This is a genomic window from Duganella hordei, from assembly GCF_040369125.1.
Lineage (GTDB): Bacteria > Pseudomonadota > Gammaproteobacteria > Burkholderiales > Burkholderiaceae_D > Rugamonas > Rugamonas hordei.
Map to the genome: position 1 here is coordinate 228,981 of NZ_BPWI01000002.1, position 21,471 is coordinate 250,451.

At 63.9% G+C, this 21,471-nt stretch carries 17 protein-coding genes; 11 read left to right on the top strand and 6 right to left on the bottom strand.

Going from position 1 to position 21,471, the window contains the following annotated elements; all coding sequences use genetic code 11:
* Positions 1 to 85: 85 nt before the first annotated feature.
* The 11 genes from ABWW33_RS05290 to ABWW33_RS05340 all read left to right on the top strand — a co-directional run bounded on the left by ABWW33_RS05290 (position 86) and on the right by ABWW33_RS05340 (position 10,730).
* Complete coding sequence (locus tag ABWW33_RS05290) at positions 86 to 661, top strand: TerD family protein (protein WP_176654681.1); 576 nt, start codon at positions 86 to 88, stop codon at positions 659 to 661.
* Positions 662 to 688: 27 nt separating this feature from the next.
* Positions 689 to 1,387 carry a TIGR00266 family protein gene (locus ABWW33_RS05295; protein ID WP_176654680.1) on the top strand — a complete coding sequence of 233 codons (699 nt, stop codon included), beginning with the start codon at positions 689 to 691 and terminating at the stop codon, positions 1,385 to 1,387.
* Positions 1,388 to 1,406: 19 nt separating this feature from the next.
* Positions 1,407 to 1,988 carry a TerD family protein gene (locus tag ABWW33_RS05300; RefSeq protein WP_176654679.1) on the top strand — a complete coding sequence of 194 codons (582 nt, stop codon included), beginning with the start codon at positions 1,407 to 1,409 and terminating at the stop codon, positions 1,986 to 1,988.
* Positions 1,989 to 2,074: 86 nt separating this feature from the next.
* Positions 2,075 to 3,493, top strand: a complete 1,419-nt coding sequence (locus ABWW33_RS05305; RefSeq protein WP_353399700.1) for an MFS transporter — start codon at positions 2,075 to 2,077, stop codon at positions 3,491 to 3,493.
* A gap of 25 nt (positions 3,494 to 3,518) precedes the next feature.
* Complete coding sequence (locus ABWW33_RS05310; RefSeq protein ID WP_353399702.1) at positions 3,519 to 4,337, top strand: HDOD domain-containing protein; 819 nt, start codon at positions 3,519 to 3,521, stop codon at positions 4,335 to 4,337.
* A 145-nt stretch (positions 4,338 to 4,482) separates the two neighbouring features.
* Positions 4,483 to 5,247: a FadR/GntR family transcriptional regulator gene (locus tag ABWW33_RS05315; RefSeq protein ID WP_176654676.1), complete on the top strand. Its 765-nt coding sequence runs from the start codon at positions 4,483 to 4,485 to the stop codon at positions 5,245 to 5,247.
* A 150-nt stretch (positions 5,248 to 5,397) separates the two neighbouring features.
* Positions 5,398 to 6,309 (top strand): 5-dehydro-4-deoxyglucarate dehydratase, encoded by a 912-nt coding sequence (gene kdgD, locus ABWW33_RS05320; RefSeq protein WP_353399705.1) that lies wholly within the window; start codon positions 5,398 to 5,400, stop codon positions 6,307 to 6,309.
* A 70-nt stretch (positions 6,310 to 6,379) separates the two neighbouring features.
* Positions 6,380 to 7,957, top strand: coding sequence for an aldehyde dehydrogenase (NADP(+)) (locus tag ABWW33_RS05325; protein WP_176654674.1), 1,578 nt, complete (start codon positions 6,380 to 6,382; stop codon positions 7,955 to 7,957).
* Positions 7,945 to 8,820 carry an SMP-30/gluconolactonase/LRE family protein gene (locus ABWW33_RS05330; RefSeq protein WP_353399708.1) on the top strand — a complete coding sequence of 292 codons (876 nt, stop codon included), beginning with the start codon at positions 7,945 to 7,947 and terminating at the stop codon, positions 8,818 to 8,820. The genes ABWW33_RS05325 and ABWW33_RS05330 overlap by 13 nt, the downstream gene beginning before the upstream one ends.
* A 68-nt stretch (positions 8,821 to 8,888) precedes the next feature.
* A complete protein-coding gene (locus ABWW33_RS05335; RefSeq protein WP_353399711.1) occupies positions 8,889 to 10,415 on the top strand; it encodes a glycoside hydrolase family 43 protein in 1,527 nt (508 codons plus the stop codon).
* A 93-nt stretch (positions 10,416 to 10,508) separates the two neighbouring features.
* Complete coding sequence (locus ABWW33_RS05340) at positions 10,509 to 10,730, top strand: hypothetical protein (protein WP_353399714.1); 222 nt, start codon at positions 10,509 to 10,511, stop codon at positions 10,728 to 10,730.
* 94 nt (positions 10,731 to 10,824) lie between these two features.
* Here the strand turns inward: ABWW33_RS05340 and ABWW33_RS05345 are convergent, their stop codons facing one another.
* Genes ABWW33_RS05345 through ABWW33_RS05370 form a run of 6 tightly spaced genes read right to left on the bottom strand, consistent with a single transcriptional unit; the run spans position 10,825 to position 21,283 of the window.
* Positions 10,825 to 11,310: a hypothetical protein gene (locus tag ABWW33_RS05345; RefSeq protein WP_353399717.1), complete on the bottom strand. Its 486-nt coding sequence runs from the start codon at positions 11,308 to 11,310 to the stop codon at positions 10,825 to 10,827.
* A 30-nt stretch (positions 11,311 to 11,340) separates the two neighbouring features.
* On the bottom strand, positions 11,341 to 13,182 hold the full coding sequence (locus ABWW33_RS05350; protein WP_353399720.1) for a glycoside hydrolase family 28 protein: 1,842 nt from the start codon (positions 13,180 to 13,182) through the stop codon (positions 11,341 to 11,343).
* Positions 13,183 to 13,192: 10 nt separating this feature from the next.
* Positions 13,193 to 15,817, bottom strand: a complete 2,625-nt coding sequence (locus ABWW33_RS05355; protein WP_353399723.1) for a pectinesterase family protein — start codon at positions 15,815 to 15,817, stop codon at positions 13,193 to 13,195.
* Positions 15,814 to 16,620: a rhamnogalacturonan acetylesterase gene (locus tag ABWW33_RS05360; protein ID WP_353399726.1), complete on the bottom strand. Its 807-nt coding sequence runs from the start codon at positions 16,618 to 16,620 to the stop codon at positions 15,814 to 15,816. The genes ABWW33_RS05355 and ABWW33_RS05360 overlap by 4 nt, the downstream gene beginning before the upstream one ends.
* A 56-nt stretch (positions 16,621 to 16,676) precedes the next feature.
* Entirely contained in the window at positions 16,677 to 18,551 is a 1,875-nt protein-coding gene (locus tag ABWW33_RS05365) for a glycoside hydrolase family 28 protein (protein WP_353399729.1), read from the bottom strand.
* Positions 18,552 to 18,559: 8 nt separating this feature from the next.
* Positions 18,560 to 21,283, bottom strand: a complete 2,724-nt coding sequence (locus tag ABWW33_RS05370; RefSeq protein ID WP_353399732.1) for a TonB-dependent receptor plug domain-containing protein — start codon at positions 21,281 to 21,283, stop codon at positions 18,560 to 18,562.
* Positions 21,284 to 21,471: the final 188 nt, after the last annotated feature.

Below are 21,471 nucleotides of genomic sequence, written 5' to 3' on the forward strand. Positions count from 1 at the left end.
GCGGGCCGTCAATTACGGACACGGCCCGCCGCCTGCAGCACCAAGTGTAAATAAGGTCCGGTTCTCTTTTTAGGAGTATCACATCATGGCAATCAGTCTGCAAAAAGGCGGCAACGTCAATCTGAGCAAGGAAGCTCCCGGCCTGTCGAAAATCGTGGTCGGCCTGGGCTGGGACGTACGCAGCACCGACGGCAAGGACTTCGACCTGGACGGCTCGGCCTTCCTGTTGAAAGTGGACGGCAAGGTTCGCGCCGACAATGACTTCATCTTCTACAACAACCTGAAATCGTCGGACCAGTCGGTCACGCACTCCGGCGACAACCGCACCGGCGCCGGCGACGGCGACGACGAAACCGTCACCATCGACCTGACCAAGGTGCCGGCCAACGTGGAACGCATCGCCATCTGCGCGACGATCCACGAAGGCGACGAACGCCGCCAGAACTTCGGCATGGTGCAGAAGGCTTTCATCCGCTGCGTCAACGCCGCCGGCAACGGCGAGATCGCCCGCTACGACCTGTCGGAAGACGGTTCGACCGAATCGGCGATGGTGTTCGGCGAGGTGTACCGCAACGGCGGCGATTGGAAGTTCAAGGCCGTCGGCCAGGGTTTCAAGGGCGGCCTGGGCCCACTGGCTTCGTCGTTCGGCGTAAGCGTTTAATTTAAAGTCAGAAGAAAGGACTCAATCATGCCCAAGTTTTCGATCACCGGCGATATCGACCCATTCCTGCACGTCTCGCTGGCTCACGGTGAAAAAATCTACTGCGAGTCCGATGCGATGGTGATGATGGAAGCGGCGCTCGATTTGAAGGGCAAGGTCACCGGCGGCATCGGCGCGGCCATCATGCGCCGCTTCGCCAACGGCGAGTCCTTCTTCCAGCAGCATATCGAGGCGGTGCGCGGCGAGGGCGATTGCCTGCTGGCGCCGCGCCTGCCCGGAGCGATGCAGATATTGGACGTCGGCCAGCAGCAGTACATGCTGAGCGACGGCGCCTTCGTCGCAGCCACCTCCAGCGTCGAGCTGAAGGTGCGTACCCAAAGCCTGGGCAATGCGCTGTTCGCGCAGAGCGGCGGCTTTTTCATCACAGAGACGGCCGGCGTCGGCCAGGTGGCGGTGTCGGGCTTCGGCTCGATGTCGCAACTGGACGTGACGCCGGGGCGCGACGTGATCATCGATAACTCGCACGTGGTGGCATGGGACAGCGCGCTGCGCTATGAAATCTCGGTCACCACGGGCGGCAGCAGCGGCTTTCTGAGCAATCTGGTCAACAGCCAGACCAGCGGCGAAGGCATGGTGCTGCGCTTTTCCGGACAAGGAAAAATCCTGATCTGCTCGCGCAACGGCGCGGCGTTCCAGGCCTGGGCGCAGCGCGGCGGCACGCAGTAAATCAACATAGGAGTCAACCATGACAGTCAGTTTAAGCAAGGGCCAGAAGATATCTCTGGAAAAGGAAGCCGGCGGCGCGTTGGGCCGCGTGACGATGGGCCTCGGCTGGGACGCCATCAAGAGCAAGGGCTTCCTGGGCTTCGGCGCCAAGACCGAGGCGGTCGACCTGGACGCCTCGTGCGTGATGTTCAACGAGTCCGGCGCGCCGGTCGACGTGATCTGGTTCCGCCAGTTGAAGAGCAAGGATGGCAGCATCCAGCACACGGGCGACAACCGCACCGGCGCCGGCGACGGCGACGATGAACAGATCAACGTCGACCTGGGCGCCGTGCCGTCGTCGATCAAGAGCCTGGTGTTCACGGTGAACAGCTTCACCGGCCAGACTTTCGCGCAGGTGGAGAACGCCTACTGCCGCCTGGTCGACGCGGTCAACGGCAAGGAAGTGGCGCGCTTCAACCTGTCGGTGCAGGGGCCGCACTCGGCGCAGATCATGGCCAAGCTGTACCGCCACAACGGCGAATGGAAGATGCACGCCATCGGCGAAAACGGCAAGGGCCGCACTTTCGACGAGCTGCTGCCGCAGATCGCCGCACACCTGTAATCGCCATCCGGCCGACCGCTGTCCGCCAACGTCGTGCGCTCCGGCGCTACAATAGCGCATCGACGCGAACGCAGCCAGGGCCGGACATGACTAGCAACACCCCGGCGCCGACCGCCAGCAAATGGATAGCCTTGCTGGTGGCCGGCGCCTTCTTTATGGAGAACCTGGACGGCACCGTGATCACCACGGCCGTGCCGGACATCGCCAGGACATTCGGCGTGGCGCCGCTGGCGCTGAACATCGGCGTCAGCGCCTACCTGCTGACGCTGGGCGTGTTCATCCCGATCAGCGGCTGGGTGGCCGAACGCTTCGGCGCGCGGCGCGTGTTTGCCGCCGCGCTGGCGATCTTCACGCTGGCCTCCGTTTTGTGCGGCATGGCCGACGGCCTGAGCGAATTCGTCTGGCTGCGCGTGCTGCAAGGCGCGGGCGGCGCGATGATGGTGCCGGTCGGCCGCCTCGTGGTGCTCAACAACACGCCCAAGGAACGCCTGATCGCCGTCATCGCCACGCTGACCTGGCCGGCGCTGGTGGCGCCGGTGCTCGGCCCGCCGGTGGGCGGCTTCATCACCAGCTATGCCTCGTGGCGCTGGATTTTTTACCTGAACCTGCCGCTGGGCGTGATCGCGCTGGCGCTGGCCTGGTGGCTGGTGCCCGACCAGCGCGCGGCGGCGCGGCGGCCGTTCGACTGGCCCGGCTTCCTGCTCAGCGCCAGCGCGCTGCTGCTGCTGACCTGGGGCGCGGAGGTGGCGGGCAGCCTGCGGCCGGACTGGCTGGAGGCGGGCGCCTGCATCGCCGCCGGCGCCGCGCTGCTGGCCGCGCTGGGCTGGCATCTGCGCCGGGCCGCGCATCCGCTGATCGACCTCGGTTCGTTCGCGATTCCCACGTTCGCCATCACCATCGTCGGCGGCTCGCTGTTCCGCATGGCGATCGGCGCGGTGCCGTTCCTGCTGCCGCTGATGTTCCAGCTGGGCTTCGGGCAGGACGCCTTCCATTCCGGCCTGCTGGTGATCGCCGTCTTCGCCGGCAACCTGATGATGAAGCCCGCCACCACGCCCATCCTGCGCCGCTTCGGCTTCAAGCCGGTGATCCTGGTGAACGGCCTGGCCAACGTCGCCACGCTGGCCGCGTGCGCCTTGCTGACGCCGTCCACGCCGGTGTGGATCATCGCCGCCGTGCTGTACGCCGGCGGCCTGACGCGCTCGATGCAGTTCAGCGCCCTCAACACCATCGCCTTCGCCGACGTGCCGCAGCAGCGCATGGCGGCGGCCAACACCTTGTTCAGCACCGCCTTCCAGGTCGCGCTGGGGCTGGGCATCGCGCTGGGGGCGACCGGCGTGCGGCTGGGCCACTGGAGCGCGCAGGCGTTTGGCATCGCCGACTGGCCGGCCATCGACTACCGGCTCGCTTTCGTGCTGGTGGCGCTGGTCAGCCTGTTGGGTCTGGCCGACGCTTTGCGGCTGGCGCCGGCCGCCGGCGCCCATGTTGCGAAGGGAAGCGCTGGTTAGCGGTATATGGCGCTATAATGTTGCTATGGAAAAACTAAGAGACTATGCCGATATCGTCGCCCAAGCTTCGCGCGGGGAACTGGTCTTTCCAACCAGCGTCAATGCCGCATTGCGGCTGCAGATGGCGGTGTCCGATCCCGATTGCGAAACCGAAGACGTGATCCGCAAGGTGCTGGGCGAACCGCTGCTGGCGGCGCGCACCGTGGCGCTGGCCAATGCCGTGGTGTTCAACCGCGGCGGCGCGCCGGTGACCAGCGTGCGCTCGGCGGTGCAGCGGGTCGGCTTCCGCAACCTGTACACGATGGCGGCGGCGATGGTGGTGCGCCAGTTCGGCAGCCCCATCCGCGACGCCGCGCTGCGCGCCCAGGCCGAGCAGCTGTGGCGCCATTCGGCCCATGTGGCCGCGCTGGCCCATGTGATCGCCCGCAGGCTGACCAACACCGATCCCGATACCGCGATGTTCGCCGGCATCGTGCATGAGGCAGGGGGCTTTTACCTGCTGTCGCGCGCCGACGAGATCCCGGGCTTGCTGGACGATCCCGACGACTGGGCCGGCGCCGCGCAGGAAATCATCTGTCGCGAGGTGATGCGCAAGATGGCCATCCCCGATCCGGTCAGCCAGGCCATCGTGTCGCTGCGCGGCGCCACGCTGACGCCGCCGCCGCTGGGTCTGCGCGACACGCTGCTGATCGCCAAGCGGCTGGCGCCGGTCGCCTCGCCGTTGGCGCCGACAACGGAGCACGCCAGCCTGGCCGGCTTCTTCAGCGACAACGCCGCGCTGCAGCAGATCGTGCTCGAGTCGGCCGACGAGGCCGCATCGATGAGCGCCGCGCTGCTGGCCTGAGCGCCGGTAGAACTAGTCCATACCCACTAATTGTGGTCAAAATAGTGTCTAAGGCACAATTTTCGTCAAAACTCTGGCAATATGCGCTTCGTGCGACACGCAGGAAGCGTGTATGCTTATAGTCGTCATACAACAGTGAATAACCATGAACCAGACCGCAGCCGCCATGTCCGCTCCCACCGTCCTCGTGCCGAAGAAGAAGCACCGCAATCTCGCCCAGGGCGTGGTTGAGGCCTTCACCAACAGCATCCAGGCCGGCACGCTGAAGCCGGGCGAAAAGCTGCCGACCGAATCGGTGATCATGGAGATGCACGGCGTCAGCCGCACGGTGGTGCGCGAGGCGATCTCCCACCTGCAGGCGGCCGGGCTGGTGCAGACCCGCCACGGCATCGGCACCTTCGTGCTGGAGCCGCAGCCGGCCAACCTGCGGATTTCGTCCGACACCATCCGCACCATCGGCGACGTGCTGGCGATCCTGGAACTGCGCATCAGCCTGGAGACCGAGGCGGCCTGGCTGGCGGCCACCCGCCGCAGCGAAGAGCAGGTGCAGGAAATGGGCGCGGTATTGCGGCGCATCCAGAATTCGCAGAACCGTCCGGGATCGGTCGAGTCGGACGTGGCCTTCCACCTGCTGATCGCGCAGGCCACCGGCAACCGTTATTTCGTCGACATCCTCAGCGACCTGGGCAACGCCATCATCCCGCGCGCCCGCGTCAACTCGGCGCAGCTGGCGCATGACGACCCGGCCGTGTACCTGGAGCGCGTCAACCGCGAGCACGACGATATCTACAACGCCATCCTGCGCAAGGATGCGGAGGCGGCCCGCGCCGCCATGCGCACCCATTTGAGCAACAGCCGCGAGCGCCTGCGCCGCGCGCAAGAGGGCATCGCCGCCGGCGAGCCGGCGTAAAAAAAAGCAACGACTGGCGGGCGATTCGGCAGTTTTTGCTAAATTGCTTGCTCACAAACGGATATGGTTGTACGATGTCATACAACAGGTGGCGAGTATGCCGCCGAAGTTCCCATCCACATAGCTCAGACGTCGATACTTGGAGACCTTATGCAACCGAATGAACTCAAAAAAATCCTGTCCTCTGGCCTGCTGTCGTTCCCGGTAACCGACTTCGACGCAGAAGGCAACTTCCGCAAGTCGACCTATATCGAGCGCCTGGAATGGCTGGCACCGTACGGCGCCAGCGCGCTGTTCGCCGCCGGCGGCACGGGTGAGTTCTTCTCGCTGACGGCCAACGAATACACCGACATCATCAAGACCGCGGTCGACACCTGCGCCGGCCAGGTGCCTATCCTGGCCGGTGTCGGCGGTCCGACCCGCGTGGCCGCCGCCTACGCCAAGGAAGCCGAGCGCGTTGGTGCCCAGGGCCTGCTGCTGCTGCCGCACTACCTGACCGAAGCAAGCCAGGACGGCTTGATCGAACACGTGGCCGAGGTCTGCAAGGCGACCAAGCTGGGCGTGGTGGTCTACAATCGCGCCAACTGCCGCCTGACGCCTGACTCGCTGGCCAAGCTGGCCGACCGTTGCCCTAACCTGATCGGTTTCAAGGACGGCGTCGGCGATATCGAGCTGATGGTCTCGATCTGGCGCAAGATGGGCGACCGCTTCAGCTACCTGGGCGGCCTGCCCACCGCGGAAGTTTATGCCGCCGCTTACAAGGCTTTGGGAACCCCGGTATACTCGTCGGCGGTGTTTAACTTCATGCCTAAGCTGGCGATGGACTTCTATCACGCGGTGGCCTCGGATAATCACGCCGAACAAAACCGCATGCTGGATGAATTCTTCCTCCCTTACCTGGAGATCCGCAACCGCAAGGCAGGTTACGCAGTCAGCATCGTCAAGGCCGGCGCGCGCCTGGCGGGCCACGATGCGGGTCCGGTGCGCGCACCGCTGACCGATCTGACCGCGGAAGAATGCGACATGCTGCATAAGCTGATGCGCAAGCAGGGCGCTCAGTAATCAGCAAAGGTTTTTCAGCTTTAAAACAAGCGCGGCTCGTCCGCGCTTTTCACACATCTAAGGAGTGGTTATGCAAATTACTGGCGAAATGATTATTGGCCGCAGCGCGGTTCTGGGTAAAGAGGGTTCGATGAAGGCGATCGACCCATCGCGCAATGTGGAAATCGAGCCGGCCTTCGGCCTGGCCGGCGCCGCCGACCTGCAGCGCGCCTGCGAACTGGCCGACGCTGCCTTCGACGCATACCGCGCCACCAGCCTGGAAGTGCGCGCCAAGTTCCTGGAAACCATCGCCGACCGCATCATGGACCTGGGTCCTGCGCTGATCGAGCGCGCGATGCAGGAAACCGGCCTGCCGCAAGCCCGCCTCGAAGGTGAGCGCGGCCGCACCTGCAATCAACTGCGCTTGTTCGCCAAAGTCGTGCGCGACGGCCGCTTCCAGTCGGCCACGCTGGACAGCGCGCTGCCGGAACGCACCCCACCGCGCAGCGATCTGCGCCTGCGCAAGATCGGCCTGGGTCCGGTCGCCGTGTTCGGCGCATCGAACTTCCCGCTGGCGTTCTCGGTGGCCGGCGGCGATACCGCGTCGGCGCTGGCCGCCGGTTGCCCGGTCGTGGTGAAAGCCCACTCGGCTCACCTGGGCACCTCGGAACTGGTGGGCAAGGCCGTGGCCAAGGCCGCCGCCGAGTGCAATATGCCTGAAGGCGTGTTCTCGATGCTGATCGGCTCCGGCCAGACCATCGGCCAGAACCTGGTCAGCCATCCGGCCATCAAGGCTGTCGGCTTCACCGGTTCGCGCAACGGTGGCGTGGCGCTGATGAAAACCGCCGCCGCACGCAAGGAGCCTATCCCTGTGTACGCCGAAATGAGCTCGATCAATCCCGTGTTCCTGCTGCCGGGCGCGCTGGACAACGCCAAGCTGCCGCAGGCGTTCGCCGATTCGCTGACGCTGGGCGCCGGCCAGTTCTGCACCAACCCGGGCCTGCTGATCGGCCTCAAAAGCGACAAGCTGCAAGCCTTCGTCGACGCCGCCGCCGGCACCTTGGGCGCAAAGGGCGCAGCCACCATGCTGACCCCGGGCATACACAAGGCCTACGTCACCGGCGTGCAAACGCTGGCAGGCGTCAGCGGTGTCAAGCAGGCCGCCGCCGGCCAGGCTTCCGACGCGCTGCCATGCGGCGCGCAAGCCTTCCTGTACCAGGTCGACGCGCACACCTTCCTGACCGATCCTGCGCTGGAAGGCGAGATCTTCGGACCTACCTCGCTGCTGGTGGTGTGCGACGATGAAGCGCAAATGCTGGCCGTGGCCGAACACGTCGAAGGCCAGCTGACCGCAGCCGTACACGCCACTGCCGCCGACCGCGAACTGGCCGCGCGCCTGATGCCTGTGCTGGAACGTAAAGTCGGCCGCATCCTGTTCAACGGTTTCGGTACCGGCGTGGAAGTGTCGCACGCGATGGTGCACGGCGGCCCGTACCCATCGACCTCGGACAGCCGTTCGACGTCGGTCGGCGCTTCGGCCATCGACCGCTTCCTGCGCCCTGTCTGCTACCAGGACGTGCCTTCGTACCTGCTGCCTGAATCGCTGACCGACGAGAACCCGCAAAACATCCCGCGCGTCGTCAACGGGGATCTGGCGTGGAACGCGTAAGCGGCGTTGCTTGCACGGTGGGCGAAAGCCCGACCTGGAGCGCGGCGGAATCGGCCTGGTACTGGGTCGATATTCCCGCCAAGCGCGTGTGGCGGCTGGACGACGCCACCGGCGCGGCGCGCTTCTGGACCACCACCGAGATGGTCGCGTGCGTCGCTGCCAAGTCGAACGGCGGTTTGATCGCGGGCATGGAGACCGGCATCTTCAGCCTGGAGCTGGGCGAAGCGGAAGCCGCCGTCCAGACCAGGCTGGCGGCGCCGGTGGCCGGCCTGGGCGCGGGCATGCGCTTCAACGACGGCCGCTGCGATCGCCAGGGCCGCTTCTGGAGCGGCACCATGTTCATGGACATGTCGGCCGCGCGCGCGGTCGGCGAGTTGTATCGCTATGATGCGCGCGGCATTTCGGCGCCGGTGGTGTCGGAACTGATCACCCAGAACGGCTTGGCGTTTTCGCCGGACGGCCGCACCATGTACCTGTCGGATTCGCATCCGGCGCGCCGCATGGTGTGGGAGTTCGACTACGACATCGACGACGGCGTGCCGTCGCACAAGCGGGTGTTTGCCGATCTGTCGACCTATGTGGGCCGTCCCGACGGCGCCGCGATCGACAGCGACGGCTGCTATTGGATCTGCGGTAACGACGGCGGCGTCGTGCTGCGCTTCACGCCGGACGGCAAGCTGGATCGCCGCGTCGAGGTACCGATGCTGAAGCCCGCCATGTGCGCCTTCGGCGGCAAGGACTTCGATACGCTGATGGTCACGTCCATCGTCTCCGGCAAGCCGGAAGATGCGGAGTGGGGCGGTTCGGTCGTGCTGCTGCGGCCTGGCGTCAAAGGCGTGGCGGAAACGCCGTTCGCTGCGTAATGCGGGGGCAGATGCTGCAACGGTGTCTGCCCTTTTTGTTTGTGGCTTTGCTGGCCGCATGCGGTACTGTGCCGGTCGCACCATGGTCGCCTGATCTTGGCGATGGCCGCTATCAAAACCCGGTCATCCATGCCGACTATTCCGATCCCGACGTGATCCGCGTCGGCGACATGTACTACCTGACTTCCTCAAGTTTCAACAGCGCGCCCGGCCTGCCGCTGCTGCAATCGCCGGACATGGTGAACTGGACGCTGGTCGGCCACGCCTTGCCGCAGCAGGTGCCGCTGGACGTCTTCGCCACGCCGCAGCATGGCAAGGGAGTGTGGGCGCCGTGCCTGCGCTACCATGACGGCAAGTTCTGGATCTTCTATCCCGATCCCGATTTCGGCGTCTACGTGATGACCGCGACCAAATTCGCCGGTCCGTGGAGCGCGCCGCGTCTTCTGCTGGCAGGGAAGGGCATCATCGATCCGGCTCCGCTGTGGGATGACGACGGCAAGGCGTATCTGCTGCATGCATGGGCCAAAAGCCGAGCGGGCATTAACAACCTGCTGACCTTGCGCCGCATGGCGCCTGACGCCAGCAGCATGCTGGACGACGCGGGCAAGACCGTCATCGACGCCAACAAGCTCCCCGGCTACACCACGCTTGAAGGTCCCAAGCTGTACAAGCATGACGGCTACTACTATGTGTTCGCACCGGCGGGCGGCGTGGAATTCGGCTGGCAGTCGGTGTTCCGTTCGCGCACCATTGAAGGGCCGTATGAGGCCCGCATCGTCATGGCGCAAGGCAGTTCGACGGTCAACGGTCCGCATCAAGGCGCGTGGGTGCGGACGCCGCAAGGCGAGGATTGGTTCTTCCATTTCCAGGACAAGCGCGCATACGGCCGCGTGGTGCATCTGCAGCCGATGCAATGGCGCGACGGCTGGCCGGTGATCGGCGAGGACGTGGCGGGCAGCGGCAAAGGCCAACCGGTGGCGCGGTATCGCAAGCCGGTCACAGGCCATGCCGCGACGTCGCCGGCGAGGAGCGACGAATTCGACGGCCCGGCGCTTGGTCTGCAATGGCAATGGAATGCCAACTGGAAGCCGGAGTGGTATTCGCTGACTGCCCGCGCCGGCGCCCTGCGGCTATATGGACAGCCGAGCCAACAGAATCTGTGGGACACACCATCGCTGTTGCTGCAAAAGCTGCCGGCAGAGTCGTTCACTGTGACGGCGAAGCTCGATGTGAGCCAGATGGGCGAGGGAGGTAAAACTGGCCTTGTCATGTACGGCTCCGATTATGCCTGGCTTGGCGTCCGGAGCGACGGCGGCAAGAATTGGCTGGCGCTGGTCGGCTGCTATAAGATCGAGGCTTCCTGCGCCGAGCGGGAAGAGGCAAGTGCTGAGCTGACCTCTTCACAAATCTGTTTGCGCATGCAAGTTCGCCCTGGCGGTGTCACGACCTTCTCATACAGCCGCGACGAGCAAACCTATACCGTCATCGGTCAGCCGTTTACCGCCAAAATGGGGCGCTGGGTAGGCGCTCAAGTGGGCCTGTTCGCCGTCAACGGCGGCCATGTCGATATCGATTATTTCCGAGTTACACCCTAGCTTGCCACCCCGCGCGTTTGTTTTTTCTCAAGCAAAGCGAGCAAAAAAAGCACAGTATAATTTTTATCAAATGTGCTGCGATGGAGGTGCATCATGAGAAGCATGACAGTGGAAATGTCGCCGGAAATCGACGATGCGCTCAACACGATCGCATGCGCCAGAGGAATCAGCAAGGGCGAAGCGATGTTGCGCGCTTTTGCCCTCCTCAAGGTTGCGTATGACGAGAAGCAGAAGGGCGATGGATCTTCAATTGGCTTGGTGCGCCGCATGCCTGATAATACGTTGCAAGCAATAGGTGTCGTGACGGGGATATGATGTCCTCGCCAGAGCAACACGATATCAATATCCCAAGTAGCGTATTTCCCGATCACCCCAGTTTCCCAATGGTTCTAAGAAGGGATGGCCGCTGTCATTGGCGTTTCAGCACGACCTTGAACTGGGTGACCCATTTATCCTTGATGTTCATCTCGCTGAAGGCTTCGTAAGCGTCGGGGTTTTTGAGCGTCCAGCGGACGCGGTAGGTCAGGGCTTGCCCGCCGCCGACGTATTGCGTGGCGGGGAATTCGAAGCCGGTGGCGGTTGGCACCACCGTGCCCCGGCTGTAGCCGCCGAGGTTTTCGATGTAGAGGAACGCCACTTCCTTCGCCTGCGAATCGTAGTAGTAGATCGTCTCGCCCACGTAGTCCGGCTTGCCCGGAGTGCGCACGGTATGCACGTCGCGCAGCGCCTGGCCATCGTAAATCCACTGGAAGCAATGCTCGTCGCTTTGCTTGCCTTCGATCAGATCACCCTTCCAGCAATGCCCGGCCAGGAAAGCCATCGGCTTCAAAGCTTCGACAGGCGCGGCCTGCACGGCGGCGGCGGACAACAGCAACAGTATGAGCAATGGACGCATGGCGGGCCTCTTGGAATAATTCGGGCCAGTTTACACCGACAACGTGGCGTTGTGCACTTTGCCACCGATGGTGACGTTCTTCAGCGTCAGTCCCTTGACGTTGTACAGGAACCAGGGTTGCGCGGTGTTGACAGGCGTGCCGAAATCGCAATCGGTGATGGTCACGTCCGTCACCGGCACAACGGCGGGCGTGGGTTGCGGGCCGTTGTAGTCGGACGCCACCGGGCCGAGTATCACTATCGCCTGATAGCACGACGCGGACTTGCCATCCTTGGTCTTCACATTGCCCACCTTGACGTTCGAGATATGCACGTTGCTTACCACCGGCGGCCGCGTGCGGACGTTGTCGCTGATCGGCGTGTAGTCGCAATCGAAGGTGACGATGGCGCCGGCCGCCGTGGCCACGGTCTTCGACTGGATCGGCGACCCTGGCAGCGACGCATAGAACGAAGGGCTGGTCTGCACGCCGTTGGGAATCGAGATGTCGCGCACGTAGAAATTGCGCAGGTAGCCGCCGCGATTCATGTTGGTCTTCAAGCGAATGGCGGTGTTCAGCGGGTTGGTGGCCCAGTTGATATTCTGGAAAACCAGCTTCTGCGCAAACACGTTCTGGATGCCGCCGGCCATCTCGCTGCCCAGCGTAACGGCGCCATGGCCGCTCTGCATGGTGCAGTTCTGGATCACGATGTTTTGCGAAGGACCGTATTGCGTGTCCAGATCCTTGCCGGCCTTGATGGCGATGCAGTCGTCGCCGGTGTCAAAGGTGCAGCCGTCGATCAGCACGTGGTCGCAGGCTTCCGGGTCGAAGCCGTCGCTGTTCGGTCCAAGGCTTTCGCAATGGACCTTTCGGATAACGATGTTGCGGCAGTGGACAGGGTGGTGCTGCCAGAACGGCGTGTGCGTGACGTGGTAGCCCTGCAGCAGCACGTTGGTGCAGCCGATCAGCTGGATCATCGGCGGACGCAGGTAGTGGCCGATGCCGAACACACGCCTGGACAGCGGCACGCCCGCTTCAGACAGCGCCGGCAGATACTGGCCGTCCGCGCGCCAGCGCTGGCCTTCGCCTTGTATCAGCAGGCGTTCCGCCTCGGTCAGCAGCGGCGCGACGGTGGACAGCGACGCGGCGTTCAACGGGTTCTCGGTGTTCTCCGACATTTTGCCGGCCTTGTAGTTCGGCGTGGAGCCTTGCGCCACGGCGTTCAGGGTCTTCAACTTGCCTTTCCAGGTCCACCAGCAGTCGCCGGCTTCGTTGAAGGGCACGCCGCCCTGGCCGTTCAGGATGCTGGTCCAGTCGTCGCCGGTCAGCGCGATGTTGTCCTGGCCGTAGGCGTAGATCATCGAGGAGAAATTCAGGCAGTCGTTGCTCTGCCAGCGCGAGATCGAGAGTTTGCCGTTCTTGCCGCAATCGATGTCGCCATACTTGGCGTAGTCCAGCGGGTTGTTGCTGAAGTAGATCTGCGCGCCCGCGCTCAGGTGCAGGTTCACGTTCGACAGCATGACGATGGGACCGGCGCAGTACCAGTTCCCGGAGGGGACCAGCACGCGGCCGCCGCCCGCTTCGCTGCAGGCCTTGATGGCGGCGGCGAAGGCCGGGTAGCAATCCGGCGAACCGGCGGCAGGCGTATCCACCGTGTCCTGTTCTTCGAACGAGATCCAGGCCTTGACCTTGGACAGCTTGCAGGTCTGCGCGCCGTATGCGGTGATGACGAAATCCTGCTTGCGGAAATTCATCGGCCGGGAGACATGGTCGATGATGGCTTGCGCCTGCAGCCATGGATCGGACGCTGTGGCGGCTACGGCGGGGATGCCGAACGGCAGGCCCGCGGCCGGCAAGGCCTTCATCAGGTTGCGGCGCTGGGTGTTGATAGTCATGCTGGTTTCCTTATTCGTCCGAATTGTTGAATTCACCGAGGTAGATGTCCGCTGGCGAGGGCTTGCTCGTGTAGCCGAGATCCTTGACGGGATCGATGCCGGCCTTGATCAGATTGTTCCAGTGGTCGTCGGAGTTGTATTGGGCCGGACGAAAGGCCAGCGTGCCCTCCTTGTTCCAGTCGGACCAGGGATGCGTGCGATTGATGTGCGAACCGATGCGGGAATTGAGCACAACCATTTTGCCGACTGCTTCCAGCGAGACCTTGGCGATCGTCCCCTTCGGTGCCTGATAGCCATTGGCCGGGCCGTATGTGCAGGAGTAGCCGTCCACAGGCACCTTGCTGTATGGCGTGCACCGGGAACTGTGGAACCACTGGCGCAGCAGATAGAAGGTTCCGGCCTTGGCGTTGGCGGAACCGTCGTGCGTGAAGCGGCAGTTGTCGAAGACGAAGCCGTAGCGCGTCCTGACGTGGGTATCCGGCGCGGCGGCGTAGGACAGGCCGCGGTCGCCAAGCGATTTGATTTCGGTCTGGTGGAAGTAGGCGGTGCTGTCGCCGAAGATGAAATCGACGTCGCCTTCGATGTAGGACCTATTGAAGAAGCTGCGCGAGGTGCTGCCGGTCTGCGGTGATTTGAGGTACAGCGTGTCCTGGAAACCGATCAGGCGGACATTTTCGAACTGCGCCTTGTCGGCGCCGTCCACTTGCAGGGCGAGCGCTTGATGGTGCACGTTGTTGATGTTGGGGAGTTCCTCGGCGCGGGCATTGCCGCTGTCCTTGTTGTAGCCGTTTTCGAAAGTCAGGTTGCGCGCCTGGAAGCCGTCGTTCCGCACCCAGACAGTGGCGGTGCCGAAGGTGCCGATCTGCGCGCGGTCCTTGATGCTTGCGTACATCGCCTGCACGTCAGCGGGCGCCTTGGCGAACTGCGCGCCGTATTGGGCGGCATAGGCGGCGCCGGTGTTGGAGGCGTCCAGCTTCGCGGTGATCCTGGTGACGGCAGAGTCCTTGCCTTCTCCGTACATGGTGATCGGCGGCGCCGATGCCGGGATGTAGACCAGCTCCGGATAGCTTCCCGGCTTCAGCAGCATGTACAGGCGTTTGGCAGGATGATCCTTGCTGTCGGCGAGCGCGCGGTTGACGGCTTCCTGTACGGTGTTGAACAGCTTGATGCCGTCGGCGGCGGCAGACTTGTCGACGATGTAGTCAGGCGTGAGGGCCGCGCCTTTTGCCAGCGGATCGGACAGCGGATCCCACGGGTCGGTGGTCTCACTACCGGCGGCGCCGACGTATTTCAGCGCTTCGGCGTAAGAGAATTGCCTGGCTTGCTCGATGCTGAGCTGTGGGCGATTGCTGGCCTGCACAGGGTAGACGGGGAAACGGCCATCGCAGAAAGCTTGCGAAGTCGCCGTCGCGTCGCCGGTCAGCCGGGCGAATTCGATCTTGCGGTCGGCTTTGCCGGCGATGCCGACGTCACGCAGCGTCGCCTGCAGCGGATGCTGTTCGTCGTAACCTTGCATGATGATGCGGCCCGGCGTGATGGCGTGCACGCGGTCGAACTCGATGTTGCCATAGACCGGAACCTGGTTGCCTTCCGCGCGCGGGTTGTAGCGGGTGCTGATGTCGATCGGAGCCTTGACATCCCGCAGGCAGACATTGCGATAGATGATCTGGTCGACCACGCCGCCGCGCGAGACGTCGCTCTTGATGCGCAGGCCGGAGGTGGTGCCGTCCATGCTCAGGTCATCCACCAGCACGCGGCGTACGCCGCCATTCGTCTCGCTGCCGATCGACATGCCGTGGCCGCTGTAGAAGTGGTTGTGCAGGATGGAGATGTTCTCCGTCGGTCCGTTGTTGCCGGCCTTGATGGCGACGTTGTCGTCCCCTGTCCGGATATGGCTGTGGGCGATGGTGATGTTGCGCGACGAGATAGGATCGATGCCGTCGGTGTTGCGCGCGGTGGCCGGCGTGTCGATGCGCATGTCCCAGGCGGTAAAGCCATCCACCTTGTTCAGCGTGACATGGAAGTTGGGCGAATTGCGCAGCGTGATCTTGTGCAGCGTGAAGTCCTGCGAACTGGTGACTTCGATCAGGCGCGGCACGTTCTGGCGTGCGTCTTCCTTCTGCGCGCGGCGAGCCAGCTGCCACCACGATTCCGCGCCGCCGTCGACCACGTGGCCGCCCTGGCCATCGATCACGCCCGCGCCAAAGATGCCGCTGCCCTTGGTCTGCTCGGCGGTGATGAAGGGCTTGCAGCCTTTGCCCAGCTTGTCGACGGTGCCGCAGGTGCCTGCGCCGCGATCGAACAGCTTTGGATTGGTGCTGGCGTACAGCGTCACACCGGCGTCGACCAGCAGGCTGACGCCGCTGCGCAGCGTCAGCGGGCCGGCGACGAAATTCTGTTTCTCGTTGTTGGCCGATAGCCGCACGGCCTGACCGATGGCACATTTGTCGATGGCAGATTGAATGCGGGCGGTGTCGTCTTTGCCGGGTGTGTCGGTAGTGGCAGTCAGCACTGCGCATGATGGCGGGGCGGCTGGTTCCGCGACGGTGCGCGTGTCCTGCGCGCGCACAGGTGCCATGGCCACCGCTGTGAGCAGGGTGGCGGCCGTGGCTACCAAGCGCAGGCCACGCATCATTGCTCGCTTTCCGGTTTGAACTGGCCGGCCGTTTCCGGCAAGGCACGCTTCATCTCTTCCATCACCATGCGCGAGAAGTAGGCGGCGCCTTTGGTGCCCAGGTGCGTGCGGTCGAAGGCGGATTTGGCGGCGCCGGCGACTTCCACCTTGCCTGCCACCAGCGACGCTTCGGTGGCCTTGTCGGGGCGCGGCGCCATGGCCAGCGTGTCGGCTTCATCCTCGCCCATGGCTTGCACGGCGACGTAGCTGTCGGCGTTCAGGTCCAGCAGCGCGACGTGCTGCGCGGCGGCGGTGGCGCGGATAACTTCCACCCATGGCAGCAGATTGTTTTCCAGGACCTTGTTGGTGAAGCTGCGGCGGGTCAGCGGCGTAACCAGTACCGGCACGCCGCCGAGCGCCTTCACTTCCTGCACGTAGCGGGTCATGTTGGCGGGGAATTCTGTTTTCAGGTCGGTCGAGCGGCCCGGTTTTCCCGGCTGGTCGTTGTGGCCGAACTGGATCAGCACATAGGTGGCGCGATAAGCGGCGGCGCCGCGCAGTAGGCCCTCGACTTCGTCCCATCGACCTTCGGCGCGGAAGCTGCCGGAACTGCGGCCGCCCTTGGCGAGGTTGATGCAGGTATTGGCGCGGTTGATGCGGGCGCAGAAGGCGTCGCCGTAGCCGCTGGTGTTGGCCATCGTCGAATCGCCGACGAGGATCACGCGGATCGGCTTGGCCGGCGCGGGTGCAGGCATGTCGGCGGCGTGACCGGCCGCGCCGGCCAGTGTCAGGGCGGCGGCAATGGTGAGGCTCTGGAAGTTCATGATGATATCCGGGATAAAAAAAAGGCGCCGGCCGCGTCGCGGTCCGGCGCCTGGACTCAGGCGGAGAAACTCTTGTTGACAGCCTTGCCGGCTATCTTGACGTTCTTCAGCTTCAGACCCTTGACGTTATAGAGATACAGCGGCTTGTCGGCGTTGACTGGCGTGCCCAGGTCGCAGTCGCTGACTTCGATGTCGGACACCGGCAGCACCACCGGCTTGCCCGGGCCGTTGTAGTCCGACGCCACCGGCCCCAGGATCACGATCGCCTGGTAGCAGGAGAACTTGCCATCCTTGGTCTCGACATTGGCACAGGTCACGTTCGAGATCCGTACATGGCTGACACTGGGCGGACGTATCCGCACGTTGTCGTTGATCGGATCGTAGCCGCAATCGATGGTGATGATGCCGCCCGCCGATGTCGCCACCGACTTGTTTGGTATCAGCGAGCCTGGCAGCGACGAGTAGAACGCCGGCGTGGTGCGGATACCGTTCGGGATGTGCACGTTCCGCACATGCATATTGCGCAGATAGCCGCCGCGGCTCATGTTGGTCTTCAGGCGGATCGCGATGTTCAGCGGATCGGTCTTCCAGTTGCTGTTCTCGAACACCAGGTTCTGCGCGTAGATGTTCTCGATCCCGCCGGACATGATGCTGCCCAGCGTCAAAGCCCCGTGGCCGCTCTGCATCTTGCAGTTCTGGATCACGATGTTCTTGGCGGGTCCGAACTGGATGTCCGGGCCCTTGCCCGAGTCGATCGCGATGCAGTCGTCGCCGGTGTTGAAGTGGCAGTCCTCGATCAGCACGTTGGTACACGACTCCGGGTCGAAGCCGTCGCTGTTCGGACCCATGCTGTTGGCATAGATCTTCTTCACGTGCATATTGTGGCAGTTGACCGGGTTGTGCTGCCAGAACGGCGTGTTGGTGGTCTGGTAGCCTTCGAACAGCACGTTGGTGCAGCTGATGAACTGCACCATGTGCGGACGCAGGTAGTGACCGAGGCCGAAGATGCGCTTCTCCACCGGCACCCGGGCTTCCGCCAGCGAACGCAGATAGTAGGAGTCGGTGCGCCACTTGTCGTTCGGGCCCTGGATGAACAGGGCTTCCGCTTCGCTCAGGTGCGGCGCGACTTCGCGCAGCGAGGTCGGATTGGCCGGATTGACGTGCACTTCGGTCTTGCCCTTGGTGTGCTTGACGTAGTTGCCGGCGCCGGCGGCGATGTCGCCGGCCCAATTCGGTTTCTCGCGGCCCTTGTACGACCACCAGCAATCCGGATCGCCGTCGAAGGCGACGCCGGCCTGGCCGTCCAGGATGGCGCTGTTATCTTCTCCGGTCAGGGCTATGTTGTCCTGACCGTGGGCGTAGATCATCGATGAGAAGTTCAGGCAGTCGTTGCCCTCCCAGCGCGTGATCGACAGCTTGCCGTTCTTGCCGCAGTCGTAGGCGCCGTACTTGGCGTAGTCGGCCGGGTTGTTGCTGAAATAGACGTGGGCACCCGCCTTCAGGTGCACGTTCACGTTCGACAGCAGCACCACCGGGCCGGCGCAGTACCAGCTGCCGGCCGGGATCACCACGCGGCCGCCGCCGGCCTTGTGGCAGGCGGCGATGGCCGCGGCGATGGCAGGGTAGCAGTCATGCGAGCCGGAGACCGGGGTTTGCAGCGTGTCCGACTCGGTGAACGAAGTCCATGCCGTCACCTCTTTGGTCTGGCAGGGAGCCGCGCCGAAAGCGGTGATGGTGAAATCCTCGTCGCGGAACTTCAGCGGCTTGCTGACTCGGTCGATGATCGCCTGCGCCTCCTTCCACGGATCGGATGCTTTCGCCGTGGCCGCCATCGCCGCCGGGCCGGCGGCGCCGGTCAGGCCCGCAGCCGACAGGGCCTGCAGGAAGCGGCGGCGGCCGAGGCCTTCGCGTTTCTGTTCGTCGTTATGCATCTGCTCTCTCAATAGAAGGTGTAGGTTGCGCGGACGTTGTAGGCGCGGCCGATCGGGCTGGCGGCGCTGCTCAGGTAACCGAAGCTATACAGGCTGCTGTTGGTCACTGGAGGATTCACGTTGAACAGATTGGTGATGCCGCCGGTGATCTGGATGTTCTTGAAGCCGTTGTAAGTCGTGGTCCAGTTCCATACCTTGTACGAGTTGATGTTGCGCCAGTACTGCTGCGCTACCAGGTTCTGGTCGGTGTACTTGGAGTTGTAGTTCTGGGTCATCTGCATGTTCCAGTTGCCCTTGGCCCAGTTCAGCTTAAGCGTGTGCTTCCAGCGGAAGGTGATGATAGGCAGGCTGCTGGTGGTGCCGTTGCTGGCCAGGCCGAACTGGCCGACGTTCGATACGTACGGGCTGCCCTTGTCCAGCTGATTGTCGAACTGGGTCAGGTAGGTGCCGTCGATCGATGCCTTGAAGTCGCCATAGTCGGTGCGCGGGAATGCGTACGAAGCCGAGACGTCGACACCGGCCGCCTTCTGGCCGCCCAGGTTCATCGTGGTGTTCTTGATGTAGTTGATCGTGCCGTCGGCGTTGCGCACGAAGTACGACGCATACTTCACCGGATCGAGGAAGTAGACCTGCTCCGGCAAGTTCGCCAGCATGTCGGTCATCTTGATGTTCCAGTAGTCGATCGACACCATCGACGACTTGGTCGGCTCGAACACGGTACCCAGCGTGAAACCCTTCGATTTTTCCGGCACCAGGTCGGGGTTGGAGCCGGTCTGCTTGGGCAGCGTGGTGTTGCAGACTGTCGAAGCGACATAGCCCGGCAGCGCCTTGCCGGTGCCGGCCACTCCTGGGGTGCCGCCCGGGCACAGGACCGGATCGTCCCACTTGGCGGCGGTCAGGCCGGTGGCGCCCGGCAGGCGGTAGCCGTAGCGGTCGAACAGCGTCGGTGCGCGGAAGCCGGTGTTGGCCGAACCGCGGAACATCAGCTGCTTGGTCGGTTCGTAGCGGAAGCTGACCTTGGGATTGATGGTGTTGCCGAAGTCGCTGAAATGGTCGTCGCGCACGGCGGCGTTCAGCTCCAGCGTTTTGGTGATCGGCACATTCAGCTCGGCGAACAGCGCGGCCACGTTGCGATTGCCTTCACCGTGCGACGGCACGGCGCTGGCGTAGGTGACTTCGCCGCTGATCGGCAGCTTGGTGTCTTCGGTGGTGTCGCGGTGGAAGTCTGCACCCAGCGCCAGCGCCAGCGAGCCGCCTTCCAGTTCCATCAGCGAGCGGCTGGCGGTCAGGTCGACGCCGGTAAAGGTGCTCTTCGAGGTGCGGTTCTTGGCGCCGTCCACCTTGATGGTGTCCAGGTAGGCCTTGCCGTCTGCGTCCTGCAGGCCGAACGGATTCAGGGCGCCGCTCTTCAGGCCGTCCAGCAGGCCCTGGCCCTTGACGTAGCCGGAGTAGTAGTAGTTGTCGCGGTTCGAGATGCCGACCACCAGGCCGGCCTTGTAGTCCCAGCCCGCCAGCGTGCCCTCGTCGCTGACCGAGAAGCGCTGGTTCAGCTGGACGTCCTTGGTGGTGGCCAGGCCGAGGTCGGCCACGGCCCAGGTCAGGATTAGCGGTGCGTTGTTCAGGCCAGCCACGGCAGGCACGCCGCCGGCTTTGCCCGGATACCATTTGCTGGTCGATGGCAGCGTGGCGCTGACGCCGCTGACGGCCAGCGCATTGGTCGGGTTCTTGGTGCCGAGGATGAATTCCTCGCCGCGCGAGTAGTCGACGGTGACGACGTGGTCTTCACTCAGCTTCTTGGCGGCGCGGGCGTAGAACGTCACTTGCTGGTTGGCGTACAGCGCGGTGCCGTATTCGTTGGCATCAAGGACGCAGGTGCCCTTCTGGCCGACGATCGAATAGGGAGCCAGGCAGCCGCTTGCGGCGTACGGGTTCTGCGCGGTCTTGTTGGTGGAGGTGGTGAAGTTTGCAGGCGTCGCGTTGCCGCCGGTGCCCAGCGTAGGCGGACGGCCGATGCTGGTCAGCAGGGCGGCGGAGCTCAGGTCGGCGCGGTCCCTGGCGGCCAGGCGGGTGCGCTGGTGGGCGTCGATGGTGCCGTAGACGCTCCAGCCGTCGCGTTCCAGGTTGCCCTTGCCCCAGGTGATGCTGGCGCGCTGCTCGTCGCCGCCGCCGTTCTTTTCAGGCTGCACTTCCTGGCCGGTCAACGACAGGCCTTCGTACGAAGTCTTGGTGATGAAGTTGACCACGCCGCCGATCGCGTCGGAACCGTAGATCGACGAAGCACCGTCGCGCAGGATCTCAACGCGGGACAGGGCGCTCATTGGAATCACGTCCAGGTTGGCATAGCCGTCGGCGATCGCCTCGTTGGCCATGCGGCGGCCGTTCAGCAGCACCAGCGTGCGGTTGACGCCCAAGCCGCGCAGGTTGATGTTGGTGCCGGAGCCGGCGTTCGACGGCGCCAGCGATGCCGATTGCGGCAGCGACATCATGACGTCGGCCAGCGTGGTGATACCTTGTTTGATGAAGTCTTCGGCCTTGACGGTGCTGACCGGCAGCGATGCCTCGGTCGCCAGGCGCTTGATGCTCGAACCGGTCACCTCGACGCGGGTCATCGCCTCGCCGGACTGCTGCGCGGCAGCCTGGTTGGCCAGCGTCAGCACAGCCACGGTAATGGCCGACAACAGCAGCCGGGGTTGGGCGGAACGTTTTTGGACCGAGTGATCGGACTTGTTCATGCTTGTCTCCTTCGTTTTTTGAATAAAGTTATGCGTCGTGCTGAATGTGCACTGGACGTGATTGGAGCACCTCGCGTACTCCGTGCCGTTGAGACGAGGGCTGCTGCGCGATGGCAGGCCGAGGTCGCAAACCGGTCGATAACTTGATTACTTTGTTCGCGGACCGGCATCGAGGCCGGTCCTGCGGT

Bases quoted from the DNA above. Each gene is read 5' to 3' on its own strand.
- ABWW33_RS05290 (WP_176654681.1), top strand. From the start codon at position 86: ATGGCAATCAGTCTGCAAAAAGGCGGCAACGTCAATCTGAGCAAGGAA.
- ABWW33_RS05295 (WP_176654680.1), top strand. From the start codon at position 689: ATGCCCAAGTTTTCGATCACCGGCGATATCGACCCATTCCTGCACGTC.
- ABWW33_RS05300 (WP_176654679.1), top strand. From the start codon at position 1,407: ATGACAGTCAGTTTAAGCAAGGGCCAGAAGATATCTCTGGAAAAGGAA.
- ABWW33_RS05305 (WP_353399700.1), top strand. From the start codon at position 2,075: ATGACTAGCAACACCCCGGCGCCGACCGCCAGCAAATGGATAGCCTTG.
- ABWW33_RS05310 (WP_353399702.1), top strand. From the start codon at position 3,519: ATGGAAAAACTAAGAGACTATGCCGATATCGTCGCCCAAGCTTCGCGC.
- ABWW33_RS05315 (WP_176654676.1), top strand. From the start codon at position 4,483: ATGAACCAGACCGCAGCCGCCATGTCCGCTCCCACCGTCCTCGTGCCG.
- kdgD (WP_353399705.1), top strand. From the start codon at position 5,398: ATGCAACCGAATGAACTCAAAAAAATCCTGTCCTCTGGCCTGCTGTCG.
- ABWW33_RS05325 (WP_176654674.1), top strand. From the start codon at position 6,380: ATGCAAATTACTGGCGAAATGATTATTGGCCGCAGCGCGGTTCTGGGT.
- ABWW33_RS05340 (WP_353399714.1), top strand. From the start codon at position 10,509: ATGAGAAGCATGACAGTGGAAATGTCGCCGGAAATCGACGATGCGCTC.
- ABWW33_RS05345 (WP_353399717.1), bottom strand. From the start codon at position 11,310: ATGCGTCCATTGCTCATACTGTTGCTGTTGTCCGCCGCCGCCGTGCAG.
- ABWW33_RS05350 (WP_353399720.1), bottom strand. From the start codon at position 13,182: ATGACTATCAACACCCAGCGCCGCAACCTGATGAAGGCCTTGCCGGCC.
- ABWW33_RS05355 (WP_353399723.1), bottom strand. From the start codon at position 15,817: ATGATGCGTGGCCTGCGCTTGGTAGCCACGGCCGCCACCCTGCTCACA.
- ABWW33_RS05360 (WP_353399726.1), bottom strand. From the start codon at position 16,620: ATGAACTTCCAGAGCCTCACCATTGCCGCCGCCCTGACACTGGCCGGC.
- ABWW33_RS05365 (WP_353399729.1), bottom strand. From the start codon at position 18,551: ATGCATAACGACGAACAGAAACGCGAAGGCCTCGGCCGCCGCCGCTTC.
- ABWW33_RS05370 (WP_353399732.1), bottom strand. From the start codon at position 21,283: ATGAACAAGTCCGATCACTCGGTCCAAAAACGTTCCGCCCAACCCCGG.